Origin of the sequence: Bradyrhizobium sp., assembly GCF_049691595.1 — a bacterium.
Classification (GTDB): domain Bacteria; phylum Pseudomonadota; class Alphaproteobacteria; order Rhizobiales; family Xanthobacteraceae; genus Bradyrhizobium.
On record NZ_JBAVNZ010000167.1, the window covers coordinates 1 to 4961 of the forward strand.

General features: G+C 64.5%; 5 protein-coding genes. All 5 read right to left on the reverse strand.

Annotated features, from left to right (window positions below; translation table 11 throughout):
- Positions 1–608, reverse strand: a 608-nt coding sequence (locus WCE35_RS07390; protein WP_424592694.1) for a threonine synthase, incomplete at its 3' end; no start/stop codon positions are given.
- 57 nt (positions 609–665) lie between these two features.
- Positions 666–2084, reverse strand: a complete 1419-nt coding sequence (gene lpdA, locus WCE35_RS07395; RefSeq protein WP_424592695.1) for a dihydrolipoyl dehydrogenase — start codon at positions 2082–2084, stop codon at positions 666–668.
- A gap of 146 nt (positions 2085–2230) precedes the next feature.
- Positions 2231–3559 (reverse strand): pyruvate dehydrogenase complex dihydrolipoamide acetyltransferase, encoded by a 1329-nt coding sequence (locus WCE35_RS07400; RefSeq protein WP_424592696.1) that lies wholly within the window; start codon positions 3557–3559, stop codon positions 2231–2233.
- A 2-nt stretch (positions 3560–3561) separates the two neighbouring features.
- Complete coding sequence (locus tag WCE35_RS07405; RefSeq protein ID WP_424592697.1) at positions 3562–3867, reverse strand: DUF5076 domain-containing protein; 306 nt, start codon at positions 3865–3867, stop codon at positions 3562–3564.
- A 3-nt stretch (positions 3868–3870) separates the two neighbouring features.
- Positions 3871–4961 (reverse strand): pyruvate dehydrogenase complex E1 component subunit beta (locus WCE35_RS07410; protein ID WP_424592698.1); only part of this gene is annotated, 1091 nt, incomplete at its 5' end.

Below are 4961 nucleotides of genomic sequence, written 5' to 3' on the forward strand. Positions count from 1 at the left end.
CCCTCGCCGACGATCCTGCCGCAATCGTCGATCAGCCCGTTGACCCGGTAGACGGTGGCGCCCTGCAGCTCGATCTCGCTGACATTCACTTCCGGCGTGTCGGCCGGGCAGAAGATCGTGGTCTTGATGCCGCACGATGTCGCATAGGCGGCGAGTGCCGCCCCCGCATTGCCGTTGGTCGGCATCGCCATGTGTTTGACACCGAGCGCCTTGCCCATCGACACCGCCATCACCAGGCCGCGCGCCTTGAAGGAGCCGGTCGGCAGCCGCCCCTCGTCCTTGACGATGATCTCGCCGCCGCCCAGCTTCTTCGCAAGTTTCGGCAGGCGGATCAGCGGCGTCATGACTTCACCGAGGCTGACGATGTCCGCGCATTGGCGCACCGGCAGCATCTCGCGGTAGCGCCACATGTCGGCGGGACGCTGCGCCAACGCGTCTTTTGTCAAAGCCTTTTTGACGCCGGCGAGATCGTAGCGCACCAGCAGCGGCTTGCCGGCCTTGGAGAGGTTATGGATCTGGTCGGCGGGATAGCGATCGCCTTCCATCGCGCATTCGAGATGGGTCACGAACGTCGGACGTTCGATCGTCAGATTGTCGTTGTCTTTCACGGATTGCGGTCTCTTTTGGTTTGTCGTTGGGCATGAGTGAGATCATGCCCTGTATTCCTATATATTCAGCACGCGCCCATAGGCATCCAGCACCGCTTCCTTCATCATCTCCGACAGCGTCGGATGCGGGAATACGGTGTGCATCAGCTCTTCCTCGGTGGTCTCCAGATTCATGGCAACCACATAGCCCTGGATCAGTTCGGTGACTTCGGCGCCGATCATGTGCGCGCCGAGCAACTGCCCGGTCTTCTTGTCGAAGATCACCTTGACGAGGCCCTGGTCCTCGCCCAGTGCGATCGCCTTGCCATTGCCGACGAACGGGAAGCGGCCGACGCGGATGTCGCGGCCGCCCTCTTTCGCCAGCGCCTCGGTCAGGCCGACCGACGCGATCTGCGGGTGGCAATAGGTGCAGCCGGGAATGAGGTTCTTGTCCATGGCATGCGGGTGCAGGCCCTTGATGGCCTCGACGCACACCACGCCTTCGTGCTCGGCCTTGTGCGCCAGCATCGGCGGCCCCGCGACGTCGCCAACCGCGTAGATGCCGGGAACATTGGTCTTGCCGTAGCCGTCGATCACGATACAGCCGCGCTCGGTCTTGACCCCGAGTTTTTCCAGCCCGAGGTTTTCGGTGTTGCCGACCACGCCGACCGCCGAGATCACCCGCTCGAACTCGACCGTCACGGGCTTCTTGCCGTCGTCGATGGTGGCGACCACGCTGTCGCCCTTCTTCTCGAGCTTTGTCACCCTGGTATTGCTGAGAATCCTGATGCCCTGCTTCTCGAAGCGCTTGCGCGCCAGCGCGGCGATCTCGGCATCCTCGACGGGAAGGATTTGCGGCAGCACCTCGACCACGGTGACCTCAGTGCCCATGGTGTGAAAGAACGATGCGAACTCGATGCCGATCGCGCCCGACCCGACCACCAACAGCGATTTTGGCATCTTCTCCGGCACCATCGCCTCGAAATAGGTCCAGACCAGCTTCTTGTCGGGCTCCAGCCCCGGCAGCACCCGCGGCCGCGCGCCGGTGGCGATGATGATGTGCTTGCCCTGGTAAGCCCCCTCGCCCAGCGCACCCTTCGGCGCCTCCACGTTGGACTTCTTCACCATCACCTTGCCGGGCGCATCGATGACCGCTTCGCCCCAGATCACCGTGACCTTGTTCTTCTTCATCAGAAAACCGACGCCGTCATTGAGGCGTTTTGAGACGCCGCGCGAGCGCTGCACCACGGCTTTCGGGTCATAGGCGACGTTGTCGGCCGACAGGCCGTAGTCTTTCGCGTGCTGCATGTAGTGATAGATTTCAGCCGACCGCAGCAGCGCTTTCGTCGGGATGCAGCCCCAGTTCAGGCAGATGCCGCCAAGGTACGACTTCTCGACGATCGCGGTCTTGAAGCCGAGCTGCGCCGCGCGGATCGCCGTGACATAGCCGCCGGGACCGGAGCCGATGATGATGATGTCGAAGGAGGTGTCGGCCATGGCTGCTCGCTCATTGTCATCGTGCGACCGGATTGAAGTTCGTTCCCGTCATTGCGAGGAGCATTTGCGACGAAGCAATCCAGCCTGCCGCCGGTGCAATGGATTGCTTCGCTGCGCTCGCAATGACGGCATGCACCACCAGCTTGTCACGCCATCATCATCACGGGATTTTCGATCAGCATCTTGAAGGCGCCGATCAGTTCGGCCCCAAGCGCGCCGTCGACCGCGCGGTGATCACAGGACAGGGTGACGGTCATGATATGCGCGGCCTCGATCCGGCCGCCGCGCACCACCGCGCGCTCCTCGCTGGTGCCGACCGCCAGGATCGTCGCATGCGGCGGGTTGATCACGGCGGTAAAATCCTTGATGCCGTACATGCCGAGATTGGAGACCGCCGTGGTGCCGCCCTGATATTCCTCGGGCTTGAGTTTGCGGGCGCGGGCGCGGGCGGCGAAATCCTTCATCTCGGCCGAGATCATCGACAGCGACTTGGTCTCGGCCTTGCGGATGATCGGCGTGATCAACCCGCCCGGCATCGCGACCGCGACGCCGATGTCGGAATGTTTGTGCTTGAGCATGCCGCCTTCGGTCCAGCTCACGTTGCAATCGGGGACCCGCTGCAAGGCAATCGCCATCGCCTTGATGACGAAATCATTGACCGAGAGCTTGTACAGCGGCTTCTTCTCCTTGTCCTTCGGCGCCGCGGCGTTGATCTCCTCGCGCGCCGCGAGCAGCTTGCCGATGTCGCAGTCCATCGTCAGGTAGAAATGCGGAATGGTCTGCACCGATGCGGTGAGCCGTTGCGCAATCGTGCGCCGCATGCCGTCATGCGGCACCACCTCGTAGCTGCCCGCTTCGAACAGCGCGAGGATCTGCTTGTCCGACATCGACGGGGCGATCGAAGGTGCGCCGGCCGGCGCTGCCGCCGGCGCCTTCAGCCCCTTGCCGGATCGGGCTTGCTCGACGTCGCGGGCGACGATGCGGCCATGCGGGCCTGAGCCGTTGATGCGCGCGAGCTCGATGCCGGCTTCCCTGGCGAGGCGACGGGCCAGCGGTGACGAGAAGACGCGGGCATGGCCATTGGCTTGCTGACACGGTCCAGCCGCGTGAGGCGCAGACGCCGGAGCAGCAGCAGGCAGTGCAGCTTTGGGAGCAGGTGCAGCGGCGGGTGCCGAAGCGGCGGCGAGCCTGGGAGCCGGCGCGGCGGCCGCTCCTGCCGATTTCACATCCTCGCCATCGCCGGCCATGACCGCGATGACGTCGTTGACTGGCACATCCTGGGTGCCCTCCGGCACCAGGATTTTTGCGATCGTGCCCTCGTCGACCGCCTCGACTTCCATCGTCGCCTTGTCGGTCTCGATCTCCGCGATCACGTCGCCGGACTTGACCTTGTCGCCCTCCTTCTTGAGCCATTTGGCGAGGTTGCCCTTTTCCATGGTGGGCGACAGCGCGGGCATCAGAATGTTGATCGGCATTGTCAGTGACCTTGTTGCGACCGCGGTGTGGTGGTGCCCTTGTCGGTCGGCCGCGCGATTTCGGCTTCGAACATGTCGACGATGCGCGCCAGCGCTTCGTCCTCGGTAAAGGCGCTCTCGCGCGCATAGGCCCGCGCGGCATGGCGCGCGACGTCAACCAGAAGCAGGCCCCACATATCCGGCTCCTCGAAGGCGCGCGCGAACGCGATGGACAATCCGCCATCGACCACGAATGCGCGCAACACCTCGGTGGCATCGGCGCGGCCCATGACGTCTGGCGGCAATGGCTGCTCCTTGGGACCAACCATGCGTCACCGATACGCGACGGCCTTGGCGGCTTCCACCACCTCGGCCACGGAGGGCAATGCGAGCTTTTCGAGGTTCGCCGCGTACGGCATCGGCACGTCCTTGCCCGACACCCGCATCACCGGCGCATCCAGATAATCGAACGCGTGCTCCGTGATGCGGGCGGCGATTTCGGCGCCGACGCCGCTCTGCTGCCAGCCTTCCTCCACCGTCACCGCACGGCCGGTCTTTTTCACGGACGCGATGATGGTATCGGTATCCATCGGGCGCAGCGTGCGCAGGTCGACCACCTCGGCTTCGATGCCTTCCTTGGCCAGTTCGTCGGCGGCCTTCAGCGCGTAGGTCATGCCGTTCGACCAGGATATGATGGTGACATGGCTGCCGGTGCGGACCACGCGCGCCTTGCCGATCGGCACCACATAGTCGTCGAGCTTCGGCACCTCGCCGGTGTGGCCGTACAGCACCTCGTTTTCCAGGAAGATCACCGGATTGGGGTCGCGGATCGCGGCCTTCAGGAGGCCCTTGTAGTCGGCGGCGGAGAACGGCGCGATCACCTTCAGGCCCGGGATCTGCGAGTACCAGGCCGAGTAATCCTGGCTGTGCTGGGCGGCGACGCGCGCCGCCGCGCCGTTCGGGCCGCGGAACACGATTGCGCAGCCCATCTGCCCGCCGGACATATACAGCGTCTTGGCCGCGGAGTTGATGATCTGGTCGATCGCCTGCATCGCAAAATTGAAGGTCATGAACTCGACGATCGGCTTCAGGCCGGCCATCGCCGCGCCGACGCCGATGCCGGCAAAGCCATGCTCGGTGATCGGGGTGTCGATCACGCGCCTGGCGCCGAATTCCTGCAGCAGGCCCTGGGTCACCTTGTAGGCGCCCTGATATTCGGCCACCTCTTCGCCCATGACGAAGACGTCGGGATCGCGCCGCATCTCCTCGGCCATCGCGTCGCGCAGCGCCTCGCGGATGGTCATGGTGACCATTTCGGTACCCGCGGGCACTTCCGGATCGGGTTCGGCGGCGGGCGCCGGTCCGGGCGCCGTCTTCGGCGCATGGATCATCGGCCTGCCTTCGCCGACCGGCGAACGAGACT